This is a genomic window from Megalodesulfovibrio paquesii (assembly GCF_054653055.1).
Window position 1 is genome coordinate 582,653 of record NZ_BAAIGQ010000006.1, and the last position, 23,490, is coordinate 606,142.

17 protein-coding genes are annotated in these 23,490 nt (G+C 64.7%); 6 read left to right on the forward strand and 11 right to left on the reverse strand.

Translation table 11 applies throughout. The annotated features are described in order from the left end of the window. Positions 1-18 precede the first annotated feature (18 nt). Positions 19-822, reverse strand: a complete 804-nt coding sequence (locus ACYQ00_RS15485) for a 2-amino-3,7-dideoxy-D-threo-hept-6-ulosonate synthase (protein WP_460033003.1) — start codon at positions 820-822, stop codon at positions 19-21. Between the two features lie 648 nt (positions 823-1,470). Here ACYQ00_RS15485 and ACYQ00_RS15490 point away from each other — a divergent pair. Continuing rightward, a complete protein-coding gene (locus tag ACYQ00_RS15490; RefSeq protein ID WP_460033004.1) occupies positions 1,471-2,889 on the forward strand; it encodes an ammonium transporter in 1,419 nt (472 codons plus the stop codon). A 72-nt stretch (positions 2,890-2,961) separates the two neighbouring features. Next, positions 2,962-3,291: a P-II family nitrogen regulator gene (locus ACYQ00_RS15495; protein WP_460033005.1), complete on the forward strand. Its 330-nt coding sequence runs from the start codon at positions 2,962-2,964 to the stop codon at positions 3,289-3,291. 213 nt (positions 3,292-3,504) lie between these two features. Here the strand turns inward: ACYQ00_RS15495 and ACYQ00_RS15500 are convergent, their stop codons facing one another. From ACYQ00_RS15500 to ACYQ00_RS15520, 5 genes are all read right to left on the reverse strand, one after another. Then, positions 3,505-4,527: a DHH family phosphoesterase gene (locus tag ACYQ00_RS15500; protein WP_460033006.1), complete on the reverse strand. Its 1,023-nt coding sequence runs from the start codon at positions 4,525-4,527 to the stop codon at positions 3,505-3,507. Positions 4,528-4,550: 23 nt separating this feature from the next. Next, positions 4,551-5,087, reverse strand: a complete 537-nt coding sequence (locus ACYQ00_RS15505; RefSeq protein ID WP_460033007.1) for a bifunctional adenosylcobinamide kinase/adenosylcobinamide-phosphate guanylyltransferase — start codon at positions 5,085-5,087, stop codon at positions 4,551-4,553. Beyond that, positions 5,084-5,857, reverse strand: coding sequence for a cobamide remodeling phosphodiesterase CbiR (cbiR, locus tag ACYQ00_RS15510; protein ID WP_460033008.1), 774 nt, complete (start codon positions 5,855-5,857; stop codon positions 5,084-5,086). Before cbiR ends, ACYQ00_RS15505 begins: the two co-directional genes overlap by 4 nt. Then, complete coding sequence (locus ACYQ00_RS15515) at positions 5,854-9,105, reverse strand: UvrD-helicase domain-containing protein (protein WP_460033009.1); 3,252 nt, start codon at positions 9,103-9,105, stop codon at positions 5,854-5,856. Before ACYQ00_RS15515 ends, cbiR begins: the two co-directional genes overlap by 4 nt. Positions 9,106-9,225: 120 nt before the next feature. Further along, the gene (locus ACYQ00_RS15520; RefSeq protein WP_460033178.1) at positions 9,226-10,146 is read right to left on the reverse strand and encodes an SAM-dependent methyltransferase; all 921 of its coding nucleotides are present in this window, start codon (positions 10,144-10,146) and stop codon (positions 9,226-9,228) included. Positions 10,147-10,197: 51 nt separating this feature from the next. On the opposite strand from ACYQ00_RS15520, the gene ACYQ00_RS15525 reads away from it, so the two are divergent. Continuing rightward, complete coding sequence (locus tag ACYQ00_RS15525; protein WP_460033010.1) at positions 10,198-12,414, forward strand: fused MFS/spermidine synthase; 2,217 nt, start codon at positions 10,198-10,200, stop codon at positions 12,412-12,414. Here the strand turns inward: ACYQ00_RS15525 and ACYQ00_RS15530 are convergent, their stop codons facing one another. Continuing rightward, positions 12,415-13,479, reverse strand: a complete 1,065-nt coding sequence (locus ACYQ00_RS15530) for a hypothetical protein (protein WP_460033011.1) — start codon at positions 13,477-13,479, stop codon at positions 12,415-12,417. Positions 13,480-13,628: 149 nt separating this feature from the next. Here ACYQ00_RS15530 and ACYQ00_RS15535 point away from each other — a divergent pair, with 149 nt between their 5' ends. Further along, on the forward strand, positions 13,629-14,468 hold the full coding sequence (locus ACYQ00_RS15535) for a hypothetical protein (protein ID WP_460033012.1): 840 nt from the start codon (positions 13,629-13,631) through the stop codon (positions 14,466-14,468). A gap of 24 nt (positions 14,469-14,492) precedes the next feature. On the opposite strand, the gene ACYQ00_RS15540 is transcribed toward ACYQ00_RS15535, so the two are convergent. The 3 genes from ACYQ00_RS15540 to ACYQ00_RS15550 all read right to left on the reverse strand — a co-directional run bounded on the left by ACYQ00_RS15540 (position 14,493) and on the right by ACYQ00_RS15550 (position 17,571). After that, the gene (locus ACYQ00_RS15540) at positions 14,493-15,248 is read right to left on the reverse strand and encodes a hypothetical protein (protein ID WP_460033013.1); all 756 of its coding nucleotides are present in this window, start codon (positions 15,246-15,248) and stop codon (positions 14,493-14,495) included. Positions 15,249-15,255: 7 nt separating this feature from the next. Then, positions 15,256-15,777, reverse strand: a complete 522-nt coding sequence (locus ACYQ00_RS15545; RefSeq protein WP_460033014.1) for a hypothetical protein — start codon at positions 15,775-15,777, stop codon at positions 15,256-15,258. 426 nt (positions 15,778-16,203) lie between these two features. After that, on the reverse strand, positions 16,204-17,571 hold the full coding sequence (locus tag ACYQ00_RS15550; RefSeq protein ID WP_460033015.1) for a GGDEF domain-containing protein: 1,368 nt from the start codon (positions 17,569-17,571) through the stop codon (positions 16,204-16,206). 185 nt (positions 17,572-17,756) lie between these two features. Between ACYQ00_RS15550 and ACYQ00_RS15555 the strand changes: the two genes are divergently transcribed. Both ACYQ00_RS15555 and ACYQ00_RS15560 read left to right on the forward strand, forming a co-directional pair. Beyond that, the gene (locus ACYQ00_RS15555; RefSeq protein ID WP_460033016.1) at positions 17,757-19,109 is read left to right on the forward strand and encodes a tetratricopeptide repeat protein; all 1,353 of its coding nucleotides are present in this window, start codon (positions 17,757-17,759) and stop codon (positions 19,107-19,109) included. After that, complete coding sequence (locus ACYQ00_RS15560) at positions 19,106-20,278, forward strand: hypothetical protein (RefSeq protein WP_460033017.1); 1,173 nt, start codon at positions 19,106-19,108, stop codon at positions 20,276-20,278. The genes ACYQ00_RS15555 and ACYQ00_RS15560 overlap by 4 nt, the downstream gene beginning before the upstream one ends. Positions 20,279-20,371: 93 nt before the next feature. Here ACYQ00_RS15560 and ACYQ00_RS15565 read toward each other — a convergent pair whose 3' ends face one another. Next, positions 20,372-23,101, reverse strand: a complete 2,730-nt coding sequence (locus ACYQ00_RS15565) for a bifunctional acetate--CoA ligase family protein/GNAT family N-acetyltransferase (protein ID WP_460033018.1) — start codon at positions 23,099-23,101, stop codon at positions 20,372-20,374. Between the last annotated feature and the right edge of the window lie 389 nt (positions 23,102-23,490).

A 23,490-nucleotide genomic window follows, 5' to 3' on the forward strand; every position in this document is an offset into this window, starting at 1 on the left:
GATGTGCAAAATTGGTAATTAGCTCTCGGCTCCGACGAGCTCGAGCGCCTGGTCCACATCCCAGTCCTCATGAACGATGCCGTGCAGGGCCTGGCAGAGGCGCACGGGATCGGCATGCTGGAAGATGTTCCGGCCCACGGAAAGCCCCGCGCCACCAGCCTGCACGCTGTCGTGCACCATCTGGAGCAGGTCGCGGGTGGATTCCATCTTTTCCCCGCCGGCAATGACCACAGGCACGCAGCAGGCTTCGACCACTTTGTTGAAGGAGGCGACGTCGCCCGTGTAAACCACCTTGATGATGTCCGCCCCAAGCTCCTGGGCCACGCGGGCGCAGTGGGCCACCACGTCGGCATCGTAGGGATTCTTGATGCCCTTGCCCCGGGCGTACATCATGGCCAGCACGGGCATGCCCCAGCCGGCGGCGTCGGAACAGATGCGGCCCAGATCCTCAAGCATCTTGGGTTCGGTTTCATCACCCAGATTCACATGCACGGAGACGGCGTCCGCACCCAGGCGGATGGCATCTTCCACGCTGCCCACCAGAGTCTTGGCATTGGGGAAGGGGCACAGGGAGGTGGAGGCGGAAAGATGCACGATGAGACCCACATCGCGCCCGTAGCCGCGGTGAGTGCAGCGGGGCAGGCCCTTGTGCATGAGCACGGCATTGGCGCCGCCGTCGGCAACCTTGTTCACCGTGCCCTTGAAATCGACAAGACCGTAAATCGGGCCCACGGAGACGCCATGGTCCATCGGGACAACGATGGTTCGGCCGGTGTTCCGGTTGAAGATTCGTTCCAGACGGACGCTTTTTCCGAGCAGCATTGGGAAGCCTCCTGAAGCTGTGGGCCGCGTGCTGGGGGTTCCGGGGCCAAAAAAAACGGGCCGCCGGCTTGTCGCCCGCGGCCCGTGTGGTGTTGGTGCTCTGTCTTTCTGGTTAAGGATGCACCCACCCTGCCGGACCCCGGGCCCTGGTAAACCAGAAATAAAACCAAAAGTACATGGAGGTCTGGGAGGTGTGCATGGGGAGCGAATATCCCAGGGCGCGGCGGGATGTCAAGCGGGAAGTGTGGCGAACCATTTACCCGGATGGCCGGGACGTTTTCCCGGGCTGCGGGGCTGGGGGGATTGCGGAGGCTGTTTTTGTTTTGACATTTTTGTTGATCTGAACCAATGTCCCCGGCGTGGACAGATGTTCATATTTGTCAGCTTGGATGGAGAAAAGTTGTCCAAATTGTAAAAAATGAGGGGAGCCTCAGGGGCAGTTTGGGCATCCGAGTTCACAACTCACCAATATGCAAGCTTTTTTTGAATTGGCGAGAATATTGCTTCTGGTAGCGCGTAACGCAGTGGCGTGCGGTTGTCTTTCGTTGCAAGGAGTCGCTCCTGCCCGAGCTGCCGGAATGTGCACGCATGGTGCGTGAAGGCTCGCTCCAGATGGGAACGACTCACACATTTTAAAGGAGGCTGATTATGATTTCTTGGATTTCTTCCCGCATGTGCCGCCCCGCGGTTCTCCGGGCGGGGATGCTGGGAGCGTTGGCCCTCGTGGCGATGGTGCCGGCCCTGGCCCTGGCTCAGGATGCCCCGGCCGAAGAAGCCCCGGCCATGCTCCTGCAGAAACACGGTGACATCATCTGGACCCTCATTGCGGCCATGTTGGTCATGTTCATGCAGGCCGGTTTCGCTCTGGTGGAAACCGGGTTCACCCGCGCCAAGAACGCCAACAACATCATCCTGAAGAACGTCATGGACTTCTCCCTGGGCGCGCCCCTGTTCTTCCTGGTCGGGTTTGCCCTCATGTTTGGTAGCAACGTGGGCGGCGGCTTCATGGGCCTTTCCGGGTTCGCTCTTGCCGGCGTGAATGGCGCCGAGCTGGACGGCCAGTGGACCCTGACGTTCTGGTTCTTCCAGTGCGTGTTCTGCGCCACGGCGGCCACCATCGTCTCCGGGGCCATTGCCGAGCGCACGAACTTCAAAGCCTATCTGCTCATGACCATGTTCGTCTCCGCCATCATTTACCCCATCTCCGGCCACTGGGCCTGGGGCAGCTTCTGGCTGGGCGACGAAGCCATGGGCTGGCTGCAGGCGCTTGAAGTGCCCTTTGTGGACTTCGCCGGCTCTTCCGTGGTCCACTCCTGCGGCGGCTGGATTGCCCTGGCCGGGGCCATGCTCCTTGGCCCCCGCATCGGCAAGTACACCAAGGACGGCCAGGCCCGCGCCATTCCCGGCCACAACATTCCCCTGGCAGCGCTCGGCGTGTTCATCCTCTGGTTCGGCTGGTTCGGGTTCAACCCCGGCTCCACCACCGCGGCCAACGGCACCGTGGGCTACATCGCCATGAACACCAACCTGGCCGCCTGCCTTGGCGTGGTCGGCGCGCTGATCACCGCCTGGGCGCGCTATGGCAAGCCGGACCCGTCCATGACCCTTAACGGCGCCCTGGCCGGTCTGGTGGCCATTACCGCCGGATGTAACGACGTGGCTCCCGCCGGCGCCTGTGTCATCGGCTTCTTCGCCGGCATCCTCGTGGTGCTTTCCGTGGAATTCATCGACAAGGTCCTCAAGATCGACGATCCCGTGGGCGCCGTGTCTGTCCATGGCGTGTGTGGCTTCTTCGGCACCGTGATGGTGGGCTTCTTTGCCGCTCCCGGCTTTGGTGGCGATGTGGACGGCCTGCTGTACGGCGGCGGCGCGGGGCTGCTGATCACCCAGCTCATCGGCGCCTGCTCCATCGCCATCTGGGCCTTTGGCGGCGGCTTCGTGGTCTTCAAGCTGGCCGACATGATCTTCGGCATCCGCGTGAGCCCCGAGGAAGAACTCAAGGGCCTGGACATCACCGAACACGGCAGCGAAGCGTACAGCGGCTTCCAGATCTTCACCGTGGAATAGCGATCCCGCAAGCAGCCGGATCAGCCAGAGCAGCCAGATCAGCATGATCAGCCAGATCAGGAGGACGCCAGCATGAAACTCGTCATCGCCTATATTCGGCCCGAGAGCCTGACTTCCGTCAAGCAGGCCCTCTTCTCCAAGAACATCTACTCCATGTCCGTCACCAACATCCTGGGCGCCGGACGGCAGAAGGGCTTCACCGAGATGTACCGCGGCGTGCAGATCGAAGTGAACCTGCTCAAGAAAATCCGCCTGGAACTCGGCCTGGCCGATGACAAGGTGGACAGCGCCATCGAGGCCATCACTTCCGCCGCCCGCACGGGCAAAGAAGGCGACGGTATCATCTTCGTCCAGGACCTCGGCCGCGCCATCCGCGTCCGCACCGGCGAAGAAGGCCTGTAAGTCAACCCCTACGGCCGGCTTCGCGCCGGCCCCCAGCCATAATGCCGGCTTCCTTCGGGAGGTCGGCATTATGGCGTCTATGGCCTGACCAGCACGCGAGAGGACTGTCGCATCGAAGGCGACAGTGAACATTTACAAATTTGTTTAATTGGGCGAAACGACCGGGCTGCCTGCCACGATGGCGGCCTTGCGGGGGGCAGGCGGGGGGCGGGGTTATCCGGTTGTCGTGGCTGGCGTGGCCGCGTCCTTCCGGCCGCGCTTGCGGCAGAGCCGGTTCCAGACAAAGGGCTCGGGGTCTTCGTCCTTCAGGGCGGCCAGGGGGATTTCAGCGCGGGCCATGGTGGTGTGGCCGCCGGCGGAACCGACATCGCCAAAGGTGGCGGCGGCCAGCTTGCCCAGGTCGCGCACGCCGCGGCTCTGTCCGTCCCCGCGAAAGATGCAGATGAGGCGGCCATCAAAGAGCCCGGCCACGGTGGTCCAGGAAATCTCGTGCACTCCCATGAAGAAATCGGCCAGAATGACCAGCACGTCAGGATTCTCCACCGGGCCCATGAACACGTGCAGGCCGTTTTTGTCAAAGCGGATCTGCTCGATGGCCCGGGAGAAGTAGTGCAGCCAGTCCAGCCGGAACTCGCTGCGGGCCACCTTGCGCAGTAGTCCCTGATCCGCCAGGGGGGTGAGCATGCGGAAGGCGCGGACGTCCACATCGGAAAAAGCGCGGCCAAAGCTGTGGGTGTCGGCCTTGATGGCGTATTGCAGGGCCGTGGCCAGGCGCTTGCCGGGCTTGATGCGCAGGGCGTGCAGGTACTCCACGAGGATGGTGGAGTTGGCGCCGTATTCGGTTTTGATTTCGATGAATTCCGCCTTCACAGGCCTGGCCGGGACCAGAGGATGATGGTCGATGACGATGGAGTATCGCAGGGTCTCGAAGACGGGGTGGTGATGCGGCTGGGAATCCACCAGGGCGAACCGGGTGTAGGTGCGGGCTTTTTCGGCGTCGTAGAATTCCGTGGGGATACGCAGGTAGCGGATCATGGACAGATTGTCCGGCCGGCGGACCTCATTGACGTGCATGATCCCCACGGCCTTGACCTTGTGCTGCATGATCCGCGAGAGCGCCAGGGCCGAGGCCAGGGCGTCGGGGTCGGCATTGATGGTGATGAGCCAACGGTCCTCGCGACGTAGCAGCTTTTCCAGCTGGGCACATTGGGCGGTCAGGTTGCGGAAGTAGGCCATGAGGTCGGTCCCTGCGCGTCGTTTCAGCCCTTGAGCGGCAGCGGCAGGCCGGCCGCCACCAGGAACACTTCCGCACAACGCGCGGCCAGGGCCTGATTGCAGGCACCCAGACTGCGCACGAAGCGCCGGGTGGCCGCGCTGGCGGCAATGGGCCCCAGGCCGATTTCGCAGGAGACCAGGGTCACGGTCAGGCGGCCGGCCAGGGCATCCAGGGTGTCGGCCAGGGTGTTGATGGAGTGCTCCAGTTCGCTGCCGGCTTCCTGCACGGCAAAGAGCCAGAATTCCAGACTGTCCACCAGCACTGAGGCCGTACCGGCCGTGGCGGCGGATTCCAGGGCCCGCGGCAGGGCTTCCGGCGTGGCCGCCACCTCTTCCACAAACAGCGAGGGCGACCGGCTGCGCCGGTGCTGCTCGATTTGCCGCCGGAATTCCAGATCCCGGGCCTTGCCCGTCACCAACAGCCGATGCGGCGCCGCGCCTTGCAGAAAACGGGTCATGGCAAAGGCGGATTTGCCGCTTTTCTCCCCTCCCAGCACCAGTCTGTGTCCGTGCGTGCTCATGCGTTCCCCTCCGGCTGCCGATCCCTGGCCCTCAGCCATCGCATGGAGTCCTGCACCCCTTGCCAGTCGAAGACCTCCACCATGCGCCGCGCCGCAGGCGCGCCAAGCAGGAGCGCCTCGGCCAGCCGTGTCTCTGCCGGATTCAGACTATCCAGCGGCAGATGGCGATGCCCGGGGCGGCCCGGCCCGCGCGATTCCGGACAGCTCAGGTGCAGCATGCGGCAACGGGCCAGGGCAGCGGGCGGTATCGGCGCCGCTATATCTGATGCGGCGGACGCATTCCGGGCAAGGAGCAAGTGGCCCAGGTCCAGGCATATTCCCAAATCATACTGGTACGCCAGGGAGACGATTGTTTCAAGCGGCAGGGTGGGAATATTTTCCAGCAGCAACCGGCCTGGCGCATGGCCGGCAGCGGTCCAGGCCGCGACGACTTCCCCCAGCCGTGCGGGGTCGGCGAATGGGTGGATGACCACAGCCCAGGGCGCGAGAGGCGCGGCGGCCTGGGCCAGGGCCAGGCAGACGGCGGCCGGGTCCGTCTGCTCCTCCAGATCCAGGGGCAAATGGAGATGGTAACACAAGGGCAGCCCGGCCAGGACCGCCCACATGGACGCCGGATAGTCCAGGCAGGCCGCGGATTCGAACAGGCACAGCCCGGCTTCTTCCACCCGACCGGCCAGAAAGCGGCAGTTCTCCAGCACATCGCCGGCCAGCACCCAGGAGGGCGCGGCGATGGGCCAGGGAACGGGGGGGGCGGATAGCTGGTGGTTCATCCCAGGAGTGAAAGTGCGGTTTCCTTTTGCCGGACCTTCACTGCCAGGGCCGAACGGCGGCAAGTCGGATGTGCCGTGGCCGCGGTGAGCAGACGGGAGGGCGGCAGGCGCAGCTCCCGGCCATACAGCCGACGGCGGGCGGCGCGGGAGAGGAACAGGGCATCCCGGGCCCGGGTGCAGGCCACGTAAAGCAGGCGGCGTTCCTCCTCCAGATCGGGTCCCTGCAGCGCGCCGGACTCCAGGGAGCCGGTCAGCAGCCCTGGTCCGGCAAAGGGGACGAGGCCGTCTTCCAGAGCTGGCAAAAAGACAGCGCGGAACTCCAGCCCCTTGGCGGCGTGCATGGTCATGATCCGGATGGCCTGGCTGCGGGCGCGGACCTGTTCGGCCTCGGTCTGCAGGGCCAGCCAGTTGCAGAAGGCCTGCCAGGTGCCCTGGGCAGTGAAGGCGGCCACCAGGGCCTTGAAGGATGGCGACGTCCAATACGTCGGGTCAAAGGGGTGTGAGGCGTGCAGGATTTGCGGGAGCGCGCCCGGTCCTCGGGCCAGCAGGGGCTCGGGGATGAGCGGAGGCTCTTCCGGAGCATCATCTTCCTCAAAGCCCAGGCCGAGCATGCCCCGCACGGAGCGGATGATGAAGGCCGTGCGTGGTTCGTCCCAGAACTGTTCCGTCTCCGCCGCCGCCACGGGCAGGCCGGCGTCGGCCAGGGCATTGCGCAGGGGGGCGGCCAGGGCCGAGAGGCGGACCAGCACCGCCAGATCGCCCGGGGCCATGACGCCGGTCAGGCCGGTGCCAGCCAGGGAACCGGCCAGGGAACCGGCGGCTGCGGCGTGGGCGTCCTGGATGGTATGGCTGGTGGCGCCCAGGAGCTGGCGCATCTGCTGGGCGATCCACTGGGCCTCGGCGGCGGCCGTGGGTGCATCGAAGAGCCGGATGCAGGCTTCGCCCGTGCGCACGGGGCGGATGACTGGGCGCAAAAGAAAATCCTCCGGCGGGAAGACGGCCGTGGCCACCTCCAGGATGGCCGGCAGAGTGCGGTAGTTTTCCTCCAGGGTCACGGTCTGCAGGCTGGGCCAGTGGCGCAGCAGGGCCTCCTGCACGGCGGCCTCGGCCCCGCGAAAGCCGTAGATGCTCTGGTCGGGGTCGCCAATGAGAAAGAGCCCGTCGCCGCTGGAAGGCATGAGCTGGGCCAGGCAGTGCAGCTGCAGGGGCGTGAGGTCCTGGACCTCGTCCACCAGCACATGGGTCCAGGGCCGCTGCCAGATGCCGTGCTGCATGGATTGCAGCCAGAATTCCAGCAGGTCCGTGTAGTCCGCCAGATTCACGTGCTCCTTGCGCTTGGCGTAGCGCAGGAGGATGTCTTCCCAGTCGTCCAGACGCTCCAGACGTTCGCGGGCCAGCTGGCAGGCGTCGTAGAGGGCGTCGGCCTCGCGGGTGGAGAGGCCGGGGCGGACCTCCCTGGCCGACTCGCGAAAGAGCCGGCGGGCCGTGGGCTCGTCCATGAGAGTGGGCGGATCGCCGCTGTAGCCCTCGCTCCAGACCTCGTAGGCCAGGGCGTGGAGGGTGTCGGCGCGGGGGAGGGCCTGGCAGTCGCCCAGGGCAGCCAGGAGTCGTTCCTCCAGCTCGGCGGCGGCCTTGCGGGTGAAGGTCACCAGGAGCACGTGCCGGGCCGGGTGGCCGGCTTCCAGGAGGGTCAGGCAGCGGGCGAGGAGGGTGCGCGTCTTGCCCGCGCCGGGGCCGGCCACCACCAGCACCGGGCCGGGGCCGGCCACGGCCGCAGCCTGCTGGGAAGGGTTGAGACTGGCCGGGGTGATGCGTTCCGGAGCGGGGGGCTCCTCCTGAAAGGACAGGCAGGCAGGTGCGCGGGCGGGCGGGCCGATGTCGCCGTCCGCATCCGATGAGTCCGCGGCCGAGGCTTTCTTTTTCCGGGTGGAGGTGGCACGGCCCACGAGCTGCCCGCCCTTGGCGCGCTGGGCGCGTTCCTCTTCGGTAAAGACGCGGATGACACCGAATTCGCCATCATAGCCGGCCTGCCGGATGACCTGCCCGCGGCGCATGCGGTCCAGGGCCTCGGCCAGGACGGGATTGACCTTTTGCACGTCTTCCAGCGGGGCCTCGCGCAGCACATGCAGTTCCGGACCCAGGCGCTGCAGGGTTTTGGCGTAGAGCTGCTTGACTTTTTTGGTGCCCGCCCCGGCGTCCAGCACGTCGGCAATGCATTCGGCCAGGGGGAAGAGGGAGGTGAAGCCCGGCTGTACAGCCGGCTGCACGGGCTCCTTGCGGTCGGCCAGATCCATGACCCGGTGCAGCACGCCCACGGTGAGCGGCTTGCCGCAGACCGGGCAGCGGTCGCCGGGCAGGCGCTCCACCGTGGGGTCGATGACCACGCCGCAGGCGCGGTGGCCGTCCAGGTGGTATTTCCCTTCCTCGGGAAAAAATTCCACGGTGCCCAGAAATTTGTGCGAGAGCCCCTCGCGCTGCAGGGCGTGGAAGATGCCGCCGTAATCCGGCTCGCCCTGGAAAAGATTGCACTCCCGGGCCAGCTTTTCGCCGGAGTGGGCGTCTGAGTTGGAGATGAGTGAATAGCGGTCCAGGGCCGAGATGCGCCAGTTCATCTCCGGATCCGAGGACAGGCCGGTCTCCAGGGCAAAGATGTGCGGGCTCAGATCCCCGAAGCATTCCTCCACCGTGTCGAACCCGGACTTGGAGCCGAAGAGGGAGAACCAGGGCGTCCAGATGTGGGCCGGGACGAGAAAGGCCTGGGGATGCAGTTCCAGGACAATTTCCAGCAGGTTGCGCGAGTCCAGCCCCAGGATGGGCCGGCCATCGGAGGCGAGGTTGCCAATGGCGGCGAGCTTGCGGTTCAGGGCGCGGGCGGTCTCGAAATCCGGCACAAAGACCAGATTGTGCACCTTGCGGACCTTGCCGCCGCGCTTGTAGATGGAGCTGATTTCCGCCTGGAGCATGAAGAGGCTGCGACCGGGCAGGGGGGCGCCTTCCAGGCCGATGTGCTCGGGCAGCTCGCGGGTCAGGCCGCGTTCGTCCTTCAGGCGGTAGAGGCCGCTGTCCTGGTGCGGGGTCAGGGTCTCTTCCAGCTCGTTGAGCCAGTCGGGGTGGGTGAAGTCGCCTGTGCCCAGGACGTCCACACCCTTGGCGCGCGCCCAGGCGGCCAGAAGCCGCGGATTCAGGGCCTTGCTGGTGGCCCTGGAGTACCGGGAGTGGATGTGCAGGTCGGCAATGAACGTCTTCATGAGTCGATCCCCGGGCTTTCCAAGAGGTTGCAGCAGGCGCCTTCGGACGGCTCAATTCTAGCAAAAATCTAAACCAAGCGCCACTCTCCTCTACTGACGTCACCGGATGGTCACGGGAATCTACCCTGCCGTCATAATCCAGGTCAGCTCATGTTTGTTGTGGGAAAGATGCAGCAACCGTCCGCCAAGGGCCTGAAAGCCCTGCATGGTTTCGTAGTCTGTCCCGCCCTGGAACTTGAGGGTGCAGACGAAGTTCCGGCACTGGCCGTACGTGAGCCAGCGGCGGATATATTCAAGTAATTTTGAAGGATAGCAGATGACATCGGAAAAAATCCAGTCCGGATGCACCTCGTTTTTGGAGGAACGGGGATCAAGGCCAAAGGCGCTGCCGCGGTGCTCGGAAACGCCGGGCATGGCCGCCACCCGTTCGGCCAGGGGCGCGCGGTCCACAGCCAACACCCGGCAGCCCAGCTGCGCCAGCACCCAGCTCCAGCCGCCGGGTGAGGCTCCCAGATCCAGGCACAGCGCGCCGGCCTCGGGCCGCAGGCCGGTCACGGTGAAGAGTTCCCAGAGCTTCAGATAGGCCCGGCTGGGCGGGCCGGTCCTGTCTTCCTCGAACTGGACCACCCCGTGCGGAAAGGCCGAGCTGCACTGCGGGGCGGCCAGGAGCGTGCCCTCATCCAGCAGGGTCCAGGAGCCCAGGGGAGCGGTGGGGGGCGGTGCGCCAAAGGGCAATGGCCTGGCCGAGACGGGGGGCAGCTGGTCCTGGATCAGGGCGGCGCGGCGGTGGTGCGCCTGGCTGTACACGGCCCAGTTGCGCTGGATGGCCTTCAGGGCCTTGGCTGCCTGGGAAATGGAGCCGAAGGCGATGCGCCGCGGCGCAAACCAGACATTCTGCGCCCAGGCCGGCAGGGGCGCAGGGATTTCCTCCAGCAGGCAGAGCCGGCCCAGGACCTCGAACGCCAGACCGCGATGGGCCAGTTCGCCATGCAGGACGTCTTCAAAGCCTTCCGGAGCCAGCAGGGCGCAGGCACAGAAAATTTCGCCCCCCAGCGATGGCGTTTTGGGGAATATTGCTGTATGCACGGGGGCATGTCGCCCTTGTTCATGCTGTGTGTCTGCCACGGTCTCGTCTTCCTTGCCGCCGCATTGCTGTTTCAGGTGGAACTCATCGCCGCCAAGGCCCTGTTGCCGGGCTTCGGCGGCAGCTCGCTGGTGTGGGCCGCGTCGGTCCTGGTGTTTCAGGCCCTGCTGCTGGGCGGCTACGCCTGGGCCGCGGCCATTGGCAACCAATTGGAGCGACCGGCCGCCCGCGTGCTGCATGCCGCGCTGTTTCTGGCCCCGGCGGCGCTGTTTCCCATATCCCTGGCCACCTTGTCCACGCCGGATCAGACCTTTGCGGGCTGGGAATACGGCTCCTGGCCGGCCATCGCCCTGATGCTGGCCACCACCGTGGGGCCTGGATTTGCCATGTTGGCCACGGTATCCGTGGTCTGTCAACGGGTGCTGGCCGCCTCGGAACTGCCCCAGGCCAGCCGGCCGTACACGCTGTATGCCACCTCCAACCTTGGCTCTTTTGCCGGATTGCTCAGTTATCCTCTGTTGGTGGAGCCGTTTGTGGATCTGGATGACCAGCTCCGGGTCTGGCAGGTGGGCTACGTGCTGGTGGCGGGGCTGCTGGGCCTGCTGCTCTGGCGGCTCAAACCGCGCCTGTGCGGCGTGGCTCTACAGAAGATCCCGGCATTCCAAGGACTTTCCCGGATGTTGCAACTGCGCTGGCTGGCGCTCTCTGCCGCCGGCTCGGCCCTGTTCATCGCCACCACCAACGTGGTGACCATGGATCTGGCAGCCATCCCGCTCTTGTGGATCATCCCCCTGGCCTTGTATTTGCTGAGTTTTGTGCTGGTGTTCAAACCCACACCCTGGCTGCCGGCCTGGGTGCGGACGCGGTTTTCCCTGGCCCTGGCCGTGGGCAGCCTGCTCTTTTTGTTGTCCCAGCTCTCGTACCACCTGCCGGTGATGGTGGCCCTGCCGGCGTACTGGCTGACGCTGCTGATGGTCTGCCTGATCTGCCATGGGGAACTGGCCCGCACCGCGCCGGCGGATCCGCGGCGGCTGGGGCGGTTCTACCTGCTCCTTTCCCTGGGCGGGGCGCTTGGCAGTCTGCTGGCGAGCTTTCTGGCGCCGCTGGCCTTCGTCACCCTGGCCGAGTACCCGGCGGCGCTTGGACTGGCTGCGGCAGGCTTGGCCTTGGGCCAGCGGGAAGGCAGACGACGCTGGGACCGGCCCCTGCGCATGCTGGGCATGCTGGCCCTGATCCTGGCCTGGCCCCTGGCCCTTTCCAGATGGCCGGACCTGCCCACCAATGTGCTGGCCGGGGTGGCCGGCATGGGCATGGCCCTGCTGTATTTCCGACTGGAGCGCCGGCCGGGCACGGCAGCCTTGATGCTTCTGGTGCTCATGGCCGCGGCCCAGTGGCTGACCCTGCACGCCGGTGGCGGCAACGTGCGAAGCGTGCATCGGAATTTTTATGGAATCACCACCGTGTATGATGGCGAGGACAAGCGGCACTTAAAGCACGGCACCACCCTGCATGGCTCCCAGTATCTGGACCCGGCCCGGGCCAGTGAGGCCCTGACCTATTATCACCGCACCACACCTTCGGGCGCGCTGCTTTCCCGGCAGGAGGACGTGCTGGATACCGTGGCGCCCCTGGGCATCGTGGGGCTGGGGGCGGGGAGTCTGGCCGTGTATGCCCGGCCCGGCCAGCCCGTGGACATCTTTGAACTGGATCCGCACAACGGCGATGTGGCCCGGCACTGGTTCAGCTTTCTGGAGCGCAGCCCGGGCAAGGTTTCCCTGACCTTTGGCGATGCCCGGCTGACCCTGCGTCAGGCCCCGGACGCGCACTATGGCATTCTGGTGGTGGATGCCTTTAACAGCGATTCCATCCCCGTGCACCTGCTGACCCGAGAGGCCCTGGACGAATACGCCAGAGTCTTGCAGCCGGACGGTGTGCTGCTTCTGCATATTTCCAACAAATATCTGGAGCTGGCTCCAGTGGTCACGGCTACTGGGCGGGCTGGAGGCCAGGCAGGAAAATGGTTTGTCCTGGAAAAGACCTACCGAGGCACTGTACATCCAGATGCTGATGCCTGCCAGTGGATGGCCCTGACGCGGGAGCCCACGGGCCGGGGCACGGCCTTGCGTCTGGCCGAGCGCTTTGGCTGGCGCTGGATGCCCGAGGAGGACAAGGCCATCCGTCCCTGGACCGACCGCTACAGCAACGTTCTTGGCGTGTTGAAATAGTCAGCGTTTGAGGGTGCGGGCTTCCATGCGCCAGCAGGCTTCCATGCCCGCGGCGATGGCCAGCAGGGTGCATGCATCCTGGAGCAGGGAAAGCCGGGGGAAGCTGATGGCGTCCAGACCCAGGATGATGCTGCCGGAGAGCAGGAGCCCCCAGTTCATGCCGAAAAAAATCCAGCCGGCCCGTTCCCGTCCTTGCAGAAACTGCCCCGCGCCAGGGCAGAGCCAGCCCAGGGCCAGATGCCCGAACACGCGGGCGAAGTTGGAGGATTCCCAGGCCGGTCTCGGACGTGGGGGCGCAGGTTCCAGCAGAAATTCTTCCCCGTCTGGCGCGGGGGCGGCCCGGAACACGCCAAAACAGGCGCAGACGTCGGCAATGGCGTAGGCCTTGAGCAGGTCGTGCAGCTTCCAGGGCAGGCTGAATTCGGCCTGGAGTTTGGCGGCCATGACCAGATTGTGCAGTACGGAGGCAAGGTGCAGTGGCGATGTGCCCTGCGGCTGCCCCAGTTGTCCCAGTTGTTCCAATTGCTTGGTTGCCTCGGCAGCCATGCCCAGGCTGGCCTGCAGGGCCGGGATGAGGGTCAGGTAGCCCAGCAGATAGGCAACCAGAAGCCCCAGGCCAAAGCGGACTCGCCCTGTATGCGGGCCTGCGCCCGGGCTTGCATAGGCCTGCCCCGCACCAGGCGCGCAGACGCTGACCAGCACGGCGAACCAGGGCGCCCGTTCGAACTCCCGTCCTTCCTGCCGGTACAGCTCCCGCGCCGAGGCAATGGCCGAAAAGACGCCGAGGTGCCACAGCCAGACCATCCCCAGCGTGGCCACCCCCAGCTGCCAGCGGGGATCCACGGCCCAAGCCCGCGCCCCCGGCACCAGCCCTTCCCGGGCAAAGGGCGCCAGCGTCAGGTCCAGGAGCAGCGTGGCCCCCACCCAGCACAGCCAGGTGAAGCAGGCCAGGAATCCGCACAACAGCAGCACGCCGCGCACGGGGCGGCCGGCGTACCAGTCCCCCCAGCCGGGGGCCAGGATGGCATAGATGCCGGCGCGGTGCACGCTTACGGGAGTGGACATGAAGCCTCCATTGCCGCTCGCGGCGGGGTTTCCCGCCTCATAGCGGAAACGGCTGCTCTTGGCCACGCCGGGCATGACGACGGTCTGGCTTGTCTTTTTTCACCAACGCGCTACAGCAGCTGCATCTGCAATCAGGCAAGGAGCTGCCCATGCACCGCGCTGTTGTGTCATTGCTGCTGATCTGTTTTCTGGCCATGCCTGTAACTGTGTCCGCAACTGTTTCCGCAACTGTGTCCGCAACAGGGCCTGCCGCGGCCATCCCTCGCCCGGCCCTGCCGGAGGCCCTGGCCCAGCTGCCGGCCAATGCGATGGGCCTGGAACTGGCCGCCGCGCTCATGGGCGTGCCGTATCGCGAGGACGGTGTCCTGGACGAGCAGGGCCGCTACACCACCTTCGAGCCGCCGCGGGCCATCCTGCCGACCCCGGGCGTTAACTGCAGCGGACTGGCCGTCTCGCTCTGGCGGTTTCTGACCGGCCGAAACATCACCCTGGACGAGGCCCGGGCTGACGCCAACGCCAACAGCGCCACAGGCAGCCCCATGGGTGAGGACTGGGACTTTGGCTACGACGTGCTGCTCAATCTGTCCGAAGGCGCGGAACTGACCCTGTTGGACGCCACCGGGGCGCATCCAACCACCAGACAGGCGCTGCTCACGGCAGACCCGGCCTTGCAGCGCGGGTTCTCCATGACCGACGCCGCTGCCTGGAAGGCCGTGGCTGCGCAGCTGCGACCTGGGGAACTGGCCCTGGCCGCGGTGAGCAAGCCGACCACCTGGCCGGGATACACGCTGCTCTATTATCACGTGGGTGTGCTGGCCGCCGATGCGGCGGGGCATGTCTGGATCATGCACGCCACGCCCAAGGCCGGGGCCCATCGCTGGGATCTGGCCACGGCGGCCGGGGTGGCGGCGCTGGTGAAGGAATTTACCAACGGCAAGGACAAGGACGCCAAGCGGGCGCTGGTGGTCAAGGTGCAGCTGCCGCAATAGGCGGGCCGCCGAGACGCAGCAAGGCTATTTGGCAAAGGACACGGGCAGCCCGGCCTTGCGGAAGCCATCAGGAATCTGAAAGAGTTCCGCTGCCTGCGGCCCCTGGCTGATGCGCTCCATGGTCATGGTGGCATTGTCCGGGCCGAGGCGCCTGAGCATGACGCCCAGTTCCGGCGAGTGCCAGACCGTCAGCTCCACATAGCGCGTGTCATCCACAGGGCTGATGAGTTGGGGCTCGAAGAAACGGGCAGGCATTTGCACATGGTATTTCAGGGTCTTGCGGCCGTCAATTTCTTCCTCGCCCTGAGGGGTGAGGGTGGTTTCCTGACGCAGCAGGGCTGGCGGAGGCAGGGTGTCCCGGCCAAGGGGGAGGTCGAGGAAGGTTTTCTTTTCCAGGTCAAACAGCCAGAGCCGACCGAGGTCGCGGCGCTCCACCTGGGCGGTGTTGCCGTATTGTAGCCGGGCTTTCGGGCCATCCACAAAGAGTGTCATGTCCTGAGAGCGGCCGGCACGGGCGGCGTGTATGGTGGCGTTAAACGGCGCCGGCCCGCCGGAGGCTTCCTGCAGGGCCATGCTCAGCAGGAGTTCCACGGAAAAACATCCGGTAGGCTGGTTGGGCTGGGCCCATGCCTCGTGCTGCGACCACAGCGCCCAGACCATTGCGGCGAGCATGACCAGCACCTTGCGGGCATGCGGTCCGAAAGCCCGGCCGAACAAAGGGCGCAGGCCTTCGGACCGTGGAAGCCACAGGATGGATGTCGCGAACACCAGGGGCGACATGACAGTGCTACTTGCTGACGCGGGTGGTGTCCGTGAAATGGATTTCCAGAATATCCACACCCGGCAGGAAGCCGATTTCGTTCTTGCCGGTCAGGGGGTTGAAGTATTCCAGTTCAAGATGCGGCATGCCGGTGAGGCTGACGGCCAGATCGTGCGGGACCTTGACGGCGTGGCTGCCCGTGGCCATGGAGACCACGGCGCCGAAATCGGTGGAGGGGTCGCGCTTGACCATGCTGACGTCGCGCACGGGCACCTGGGTCTCCAACCCGTCAAGCGTGCAGAGGAAGTACCCGACCTTTTTGGGCTGGTCTTCAAAAAGCACGTCACGGTACTGCGCAAAATCCTTGCGCACCACATCGCCGCGGTCGTTTTTGAACAGCACGTAGCCGGCGGCCTCCACCCAGAATTTTTCGGCGGCCAGGGCCTGGGAGGCAACGCCCGTCAGCAACAGCGCGGCAGCAAGCAAGGCAACGAACCGGGTCGGCACCAGCGACGTGCCGGTCAGGCGCAGGGAAACACCCTTCTTCATGAACTCCTCCTGGGCTCGCCGCCCGGGCTGCGGATCCTGAATCAATATCTCTAGGGACGCCATGCAACGACGGTGTTGCACACTGCCACGACAGCACGCCAAAGGCACACACAGCGCGTAATCTGCCATCATCATGACACACAGGTGCACGCAGCGGTGCAGCGGGCTGTACTGCACTGCACAATCCATAACTGGCATACTCCAATTAACCGGCCATGGCAAGAGGCGAAAAGGTCTGCATGAGGTGTTTGACCGATGCAACACCAGCTGCTGCGGTTTCGCGCCGGTGTGACAAGGTGCGATGTGGAATGCGTCACCATCCGCACAGACGCAGCAGCCCGAAAGCTGATGCCGATAGCATTGCGGGATGGTCCCCAAACGCGGGGATAAGGCCTGTGGCAGAGAGAGATGCTGTACGGCGAATTGTTACGAACGAGGTGTTGCAGTATGCTTGCGGCTGCGCTTGATGGCGTACATGTCCATATCCGCAGTATGGAGCAGTGCCTCCAAATCCATGCCGCCGCTGTGGCAGGCAGTGCCGATGGATGCCTGCACCTGGAAGGGCGGCTTGTCCCTGGCCGTCAGTCCCAGGGATTGCGGCGTGATGGTGGCCAGGGCCGCATGCACGCGGTTGGCGTAAATGGCGGCCTCTTCGGCAGACGCATCGGGCAGCAGCACGATGAATTCGTCCCCTCCAAGACGGCAGACCACATCCCCCCGCCGGGAAACGCGGTCCAGCAACCGGGCGACTTCCTTGAGCACGAGATCCCCGGTTTCATGCCCCCAGATGTCATTGACCGGCTTGAAGTTGTCCAAATCCAGGAACAGCAGGCAGATGGGAATATCCAGAATGCCGGCCTGCTCCAGGAGCTGGCGACCGTAATGCTCCAGATAGGCCCGGTTGCGAATGCCGGTGAGGGGATCGAGGTACTGGCGGCCGCTCACGGATTCCTTTTCCAGCAGGGTGAAGATGATGGCCTCGAACACGGCGCAAAAATGTTCCAGGTAATCCGTGGCCTTGTCTGGCGTGTACCGGGCTGGATCGGCGTCGAGCAGGCTCAGAAAGCCGATGGGGCCGGGCGTGTTCCCCCGGCGAAAGGGGAAGATAAAGCAGGACCCTCGCAACACCCCATCAGGGCTCTGGGCTGTTGCCATGGGAAAGAAGGCGGCAGGGTATTCCAGGGCCGAGGCCGGGCCGATGTAGCGCCGAAGCTCCCCGCGGTCGCCGTAGCCGCCGTGGCCGCTGCCGGCAGGCACGGCTTCTTCCAGCGCAGCCCAGGCGGAGGCCAGGAGTGCGGCTTCCAGGGAGGCGGGGCAGGGAATGGGCGGCGTATCGTCCTGAAGCGTTGGCGCAGGGCAGGTCTCCTCCGGCAGGGCTTCCGTGGCCATGACCAGCTCCACGGCGGTCAGTTCGAACAGGTGTTCGATGCGGTGGCACAGGGCAGGCAGCTCGTGCACCGACCGCAGTTGCTGGACCACATCCAGGCAGTCGCGAAATTTATGGAACGCAGTAATGGTGGATTCGTATGCCGCGGCCAGGGCTTTGTTGGCTGTTTTCAGCCGCAGGAGTTGCAGGCGGGCCTGCTCCACGCTCTGCCCCCCTGCGCCCTGCGCATTCGGACGGAGCCGGCCCAGCACCGGCGGCAACATGCCTGAGGCGGCCATGGCATGCAGCGCCAGCTCGGATATTGCGTCCAAGGCGTTCACCGCCTGTTCCGGGCGGCCGCCACGAAAGCCCTCCCGTCCTTGACGGCACAGCTCGATGATACGCGTATAGGTGGACACGTCTGGCATGCAGGCCTCGCATGGTGATGGCGTATTCTCAGAGGTAGAAGAGATAGTACGCAACGTCAAGCCGTGACGTGCTTTTTCCGGGCATGAACCCCGGGGAATTATTTCCTTGGCTTGACACAGGTGAAAACCCCCGCGTAATAATTGGATGGGCGAGAGTGTTCCTGACATTTTCAAGCGAGGTGGACGTGGCCGCAGTCATCACAGACTCCCGCATCAAGCAGTACGAAACGACAGTGACGGAATTTGTCCAAAAGGAAAATGGCCATTTTCTGGTGGCTTCCACGGACAACACCTTCATGGCCGTGGTGCGCAACACATTATACAAGCAGCTCAACGTCAACGAAGACTGCGTGACGCCCATCACCGATGAAAACCACATTCTGCGGTCATTGCGGGATGTTACCACGCGTCGAAAGCGGGCTATCCTGTTCATTGAGCGTTTGCTGAACAACAAGGAGACCTCCTTTCTCGTCCGGCAGGTGAAAAACGCGTATGCCAACGTCAAGGTCATCATCCTTACCGGGGAGGCCGAGCGGCAGCGTCTGGTGCTGCTGCACGAAGTGGGCGCGGACAATTTCATTGCCAAACCCATCTCCGTGAACGTGCTCATCGAAAAGCTGGCCTTCACCATCAAGCCGCAGGGCAAGATCGGCAAACTTATCGACAAGGCCCGGCAGCTGCTCATCGCCGGCCATCATGAAGATACCCTCAAGGTCTGCCAGCAGATTCTGGAAGAAAAGCCCAACTCCGCCGCGGGGCTGCTGATTATGGGAGATGCATTCAAGGCGCTGGGATCAAAAGATAAAGCGCTGGAATGTTATCATGAGGCCTCCAACTCCGCCCAGCTGTATCTGGAACCGCTCAAAAAGCTTGCCGAATTCTACAAGGAAGAAGGGCAACTGGAAGAGCAGCTCAAGTTCTTGGAAAAGCTGGATAAGCTATCCCCGCTCAATGTGGACCGCAAGGTGGAGATGGGCAGCGTGCACGTGGAGCTGGGTAACATGGAGCGGGCCGAGGCGCTGTTCGACACTGCCCTGGAGCAAGCCAAGCGCGAGGCCATGAATTATCTGGAAGACATCACCAGCCGCGTGGCCGACACGTACAGCCTCAAGGACCCGGCCAAGGCGGTCAAATATTACCGCAAGGCCCTGGAGCTCAAGGGCGATATGCTTGATGCCAGTGACCTGGGCACCTTCAACTCCCTGGGCATTGCCCTGCGCCGGCAGGGCCGCTGGATGGAAGCCATCGATGAATACAAGAAAGCCCAGCGCATTGCCCCGGACGATGAAAACCTGCAATACAACATCGCCATGGCCTATGCGGAAGGCAAAGACGCCGTGCGCGCGGTGGCGCACCTGGAAGACGCCCTCAGACTGCGGCCGGATTGCTACCAGCAGGATCCCATCATGGCCTACAACTTCGGCCTTATTTTCTCCCGTGGCCGCCGCACGGCCGAGGCCAAGAAATTCCTCAAGGCCGCTCTGGAGCTGAACCCCAGCTTCGAAAAGGCCAAGAAGCTGCTGGAATCGCTGGGGTGAGCTCCGAAACCGCAGAACCAGGGCGGATCCTGCCACACCCCGATGGGAACTCCCTCCTGGCCGTCTTGCTGCGCCGCCGCGCCGAGCGGGCCGGCCACCCTGTGGACAGGGTTGCACTGGAGGAGGTGGTGCGCAAGATGCGTTTGCGCATTGGCTCGCCTTCCACCCCATTTGGTCCAAGCGGGTTGCTGGTCAAAGATCCCATGCTGGCCTTCCGGGGCGATCCGGATCATCCCCTGCACGACGCCTTGGGGTACAAGAACCTAGGCGTGCCCGAGTCTGTGGACGTGCTGGTGCTGGGTAATTCCCAGGTGCATTCGCTATATGCTCCGCCGCAAGAGACCTGGCCGACGTTTTTGGGTGCCCGCACTGGCCTGGCCGTGTACAATGGCGCCATGGGCAGCTACAGCCCAATACAGTATTTTCTGGGCTACCGGGAGCTCCATGCATTGCACGCAGGCTGCGTGGTGACTGTGCTGTACATGGGTAATAATGTCTATAACAGCGCCAACACATTTAGAAACATTCCGGATGCGTTTCGAAAGGGTTTCGTGGCCAGTGGCCTGGAGGCCGCGGCGAATTTTCCCACGCATCACGCCACGCAGATTGAAAGCAGCGACCCGGCCAAGCGTATTGAACAATTCATGCAGGCAGCCAAAACCGACACGGAAGGCTTCTGCTTTGCCCGCGTCAGGCAGTTCACCCATTATATGCTGCCAGCCCTGCGTCTGGCGGTGCAGAATCTGCAAAACGAGTATGTGGCCGGCGGACTGGAGCTGGCCTTGCAATCCCTGACCAAACTGGCCGGCTTGGCCCGGGAGAGGGGGGTGCCGCTGGTGGTGCTGCGCATGCCGACCAAGGAGCGGGTGGTCTATGAGCGCCACCGCGAGTTCGGCGACGTCAGGCTCTCTGCAGAGGCGGCACTGCAGCGCCTCTGGGCCATGGAAGTTGAGGTTGGCCGGCGCATTGCGGAGCATCTGGCGGCGCTGGCGGTGCCGTCGCATTGCCTGGGGGCGCCTTTGGCCGCCCTGCTGCATGAGCCGATGTACCCTCCTCTGGATGTGGACGGGCACCCCTCTTTGCATGGCAGATTCCGCGTGGCCGAGATGGTGGCAGGCTTTCTGGCAGGCACGCCGGCCCTTGCGCCAGGAAGCAACCGGGCCCTGTAGCGGCAGGGGGGGCGATTGCGCGTGGCCGTGCCCGTGCAAGGGCCAGTGCAAGTGCCAGGGCCAGGACAACGCGGCGGGTGAGTTCGCCACCGCCTATCCGGCTTCCGGGTTCAACTCCATCTCGAACTTGTAGACCTCGTCGTCGTAGTCCTTCCAGACCTGGAAGCCCACCCGTTCCGCAAGGCCGGCCATGGCGTTGTTCATGAACAGGGCCTGGCCGATGATGCGGTGCGTGCCGCGCGAGCGGCAGTAGCGGATGATCTTGTCCATCAGAATCCGGCCAAGCCCCAGCCGCTTGCAGTCCGAGCGGATGAGGATGGCGAACTCGGCGTCGCGGTTCTCGGGGTCGGTCATGGCCCGGACCACGCCCAGGGTCTTGATCTCGCAAGGCTCCCCCGGCTCGTCGGGCGAGCAGGCCCGGTCTGGCCCCTTGGCGATGAAGGCCATCTCCCGGTCGTAGTCGATCTGCGTCAGTTTGGTCATTTCCATGCGCGGCAGCTCGCCGATGTTGGAGAAGAAGCGGAACCGCTTGTCATCGGCCGACACATGCTCCAAAAACTCGTAGTGGGCCGGCTCATCCTCGGGGCGGATGGGGCGCAGGGTCACCTGCCGGCCGTCCTTGAGCAGGGTGCATTCTTCCAGCTCGCGAGGGTAGGGGCGGATGGAGAGCAGTTCCGCGCCGCTGGCATGGTCGGCCCGGGCGGCCGAGCAGTGGGCGTCCAGGGCGAAGACGCCGTGGGAATCGGCAAAGAGCGGATTGATCTCCAGTTCGAAGATTTCCGGAATGTCGATGATCAGCTGGGATATCTTGCACAACGTCAGGCAGATGGCTTCGATATCCGCGCCGGGGAAATCCCTGGAACCCTTGAGCAGGGTGTGGACCTTGGTCCGGGAGACGAGCTCACGGGCCAGATGCATGTTCAGGGGCGGCAGGGCCACCTGCCGGTCGCCGGCGATGTCCGTCCGGCTGCCGCCCTGGCCAAAGCGGATGACCGGGCCAAAGACAGGGTCGTTCACCACTTCAATCAGCAGCTCGTGCGCCGCAGCCCGGCGCATCATCCGTTGCACGGCAAAGCTGGTCAGCCGGGCCTCGGGCAGGGCGGTCCGGATGCGTTCGCGCATGGTTTTCACCGCGTGGCGCAGGGCTTCGGGGCTGTCCAGGTCCAGGGCCACGGCGCCCATGTGGCTTTTGCGCATGATGTCCGGGCTGTCCAGCTTGAGGGCCACGGGAAAGCCCAGATCCTGCGCCGCGCGCACCACGGTTTCGTCATCGTCCACCGGCAGATCCACGCGCATGTCCACCACGGGGATGGAATAGGCCTTGAGCACTTCCATGGTTTCCGGGCCGGTGAGCAGGGGGCCCTGGCTTTCGATGGCGTTGCGGACCACCTCGCGGGCGTGGAAGGTGTCCGGATTGTAGGTTTCCGGCAGGGAGGTGGGGGTCTCCATGAGCAGTTCCTGGTTGCGGCGGTACTGCACCATGGAAAGAAAGCCGCGGATGGCCTTCTCGGGCGTGTCATAGGTGGAGAGGCCGGACTGGGCGAAAAACTCTCGTGATTCCAGGGCGTCATCAATGCCCAGCCAGCTGGTGAGCACGTTGCGCTTGGTCTTGCGGCTCACGGCGACCACGGCCCTGGCAATCTCCAGGGCGGGGATTTTGGCTGTGGGCACGTGCATGACCAGCACCGCGTCCACCTCCGTGGCATTGAGCAGAATTTTCAGGGCTGTGGAATACTTGTCCGCATCGGCATCACTGCGCAGCACCAGGGGATTGGCCGAGGACCAGTCGCACCCCAGGGCCTCGGTCAGGCTGCGGCTGGTTTCCGGGGAAAGCCGGGCCAGCTGCCCGCCGCCCAGGAGCAACGCATCCGCGGCCATGAAGCCGGGGGAGCCGCCATTGGTCAGGATGGCCAGGCGCTCGCCGCGCAGGGGCCGGGTGTGGGCCAGGGTTTCCACGGTATCGAAGAGAGTGTCAATATCAAACACGCGGAGCATGCCGGCGCGGCGGAAGGCGGCGTCATAAACATCATCCGCCCCCAGGAAGGCCCCGGAGTGCGCCGCCGCTGCCCGCGCGCCCTCGGGGGAGCGGCCGGACTTGACCACCAGCACCGGTTTGTTGCGCGCCGTGGCCCGGGCGGCGGACATGAAGGCCCGGGCGAAGGTGATGGTTTCCAGATAGAGCAGAATGGCCCGGGTGTTCGGGTCGCGGGCCAGGAAGTCCAGCAGATGGCCGAAGTGGATCTGGTAGCGGTCGCCCAATGCGATGCAATGGGAAAAGCCGATGCCCTTGGAGGCCGCCCAGTCCAGCACCGTGGCAAAGAGGGAATCGGACTGGGAAATAAAGGCCACCTTGCCCGGTTTGGCGTGGCGGTGGGCCAGACTGGCGTTGAGGCCGATGCCAGGATTGATGAACCCCAGGCAGTTGGGTCCCAGCAGGCAGAATTCGTGCTCCTTGCAGGCCTGCATCACCGCCTGCTTCACCTCCAGGCTGGCCCCGCCGGCATAGCGGAACGCGCCCAGGCTGAGGGCCATGCCGGAACGCACCCCGCGCCGGGCAAGTTCGGCGATGTGCCCTGGCAGTTCGTGCAGGGGCGTGCAGAAACAGGCCAGCTCCGGCGTCAGCGGCAGGGTGTCGATGGTTTTGTAGCACTCTTCCCCGGCCACGGTGGCCAGCTCCGGATGCACGGGCATGACCGGACCAAGGAACGTGCCCGAGAGCAGATTCTTCATCAGAATCTGGCCGGGGTGCCCGGGTTCGTCCGTTGCGCCGATGACGGCCACTGACGTGGGATTGAAGAGCTGCTTGAAGCAGGCCGCGTTCACCTGCGCCTCCTTGGTCTGCATCTGGCCCCAGATGGTATGGCTGGTATGGCGTGCCGGGCGTGGCAAGTCAATGGGCGCAGCCGGTCCGGCGCCTGGGCTGTTGTGTTCGCGTCATGTCCGGAATGCAGTCCGGCGGGGAGTTTCTGGTCCGGCGGTTTCAGGCTCTTCCGCTGGCGGGATTTGTGCATGCTCGTTCCCGGCGCGGATCTTTTACGTGGCTTAACATATCATTACAAATAATTTGGCAGAGTTGGAGCCAGGCTTGCTTTGACTTGCGCATGGACTGCACGCGGCAACATTTGCCGGGTTGCCAGTCTGCGATGGGGCGGTCGCGCGGCCCGATGTCGGACCATGCGCACCCGCTCGCAGCCACTCCCGAATGGAGGCAT